The following is a 1,380-nucleotide window of genomic DNA, read 5'->3' as shown; positions in this document are numbered from 1 at the left end:
AGCCTCTGGTGACGATCGCTAACGCGGGCTTGAGGCCTCGCGCAGAAGTGCGTTGAAGGTTTCCGCCCGACTTTATACTAAGGGCTCCGATTCTGATATTTTCTACCGCTCTCGGCTAGGTCGTGTGCAAATGTCGGAATATTTTTGGACCACTGGAAACTTTTGATTCTAGTGGATTTTCCGTTTTTGACATTTGCGACCGCGCTATCCGGATGGCGGGATGCAAATGTCAAAAACAATCCATTAGCACCGGATTGGTTACTTCAATCGCCTCGCGCTCGGCAACCGCGCCCAGCAACTCGTATAAAGGCAGACCGTCAGGATTTTGAATCGCAATGAATTATCGCCATTCCTTCCATGCCGGCAATAGCGCCGATGTCGTGAAGCACAGCCTACTGATCGCCCTCGTGCGGGCCTTGCAGCACAAACAGAGCGCGCTGACCCTGATCGACACCCATGCCGGCTGCGGGCTATACGACCTTGACGGCGAGGAGGCCCAACGCACTGGCGAGTCCACGCAGGGCGTGCTGCGGGCCCTTGCCGACCCGAACCCCTTGCTGAACGACTATCGCGCCGCCGTACAGGCGGTGAATGCCGGGGCCGAGCCGCACTTCTACCCCGGCTCGCCGCGGATTCTGGCGCAGCTTCTGCGCCCGCAGGATTTCCTGATCCTGAACGAAAAACATCCCGAGGACGCCTATACCCTGCGCGGCGTGATGCGCGACACATCCGCTGCCGTGCATGAACGCGACGCCTACGAGCTATGGCTGGCGATGCTGCCGCCCCGCACCGCACGCGGCGTGGTGGTAGTCGACCCGCCGTATGAGCAGCCGGACGAACGCGCGCGTATCACAGCCACCCTCGCCGCCGCTTACCGCAAATGGTCGCATGGCGTGACGGTGATCTGGTATCCGCTGAAAGACCGCGCCACGCATTGGCGCTGGAGGGAGCAGTTACGCAAGCTCGGCATCCCGAAATTGCTGCAGGTGGAGCATTGGTTGTACGATGGCGATCAGCCCGGCATCTATAATGGCGCGGGCCTTTATATCGTCAACCCGCCCTACGCCTTCACCCAGGCGTTGCCGCCTCTGCTGGAAGCCCTGCGCGCCGCGCTGGCGCCGGAGGGGCATAGGGGCGAGATCACAACCGATTGGTTGGGCGATTGAAATAACCCCTCATCGCCCCTTCTCCCAAAGGGAATTACGGTGATGGTGTGGACGGCGCTCCAAAAATTCCGGGGACGCAACAATTCCCGGGACGCCACAAAATTCGGGGGACGCCAAAATTCGGGGGACGCAACAAAATTCGGGGGACGCAACAACAAAATTCGGGGGACGCAATACGCATCTCGTCACGGCACGACAAATTCCGGCAAATTCC

General features: G+C 59.7%; 1 protein-coding gene. It reads left to right on the top strand.

What is annotated here, in order from left to right; translation table 11 throughout:
- The first annotated feature begins 335 nt into the window (after positions 1-335).
- Complete coding sequence (locus tag AQZ50_RS19865; RefSeq protein WP_067749438.1) at positions 336-1,166, top strand: 23S rRNA (adenine(2030)-N(6))-methyltransferase RlmJ; 831 nt, start codon at positions 336-338, stop codon at positions 1,164-1,166.
- The last annotated feature ends 214 nt before the right edge of the window (positions 1,167-1,380 follow it).

The sequence above is a fragment of the Novosphingobium sp. Fuku2-ISO-50 genome, assembly GCF_001519055.1.
Lineage (GTDB): Bacteria > Pseudomonadota > Alphaproteobacteria > Sphingomonadales > Sphingomonadaceae > Novosphingobium.
Note: the sequence above shows the minus strand (reverse complement) of the source record. Positions and strands in the feature narration are given on the sequence as shown.

Bases quoted from the DNA above. Each gene is read 5' to 3' on its own strand.
- AQZ50_RS19865 (WP_067749438.1), top strand. From the start codon at position 336: ATGAATTATCGCCATTCCTTCCATGCCGGCAATAGCGCCGATGTCGTG.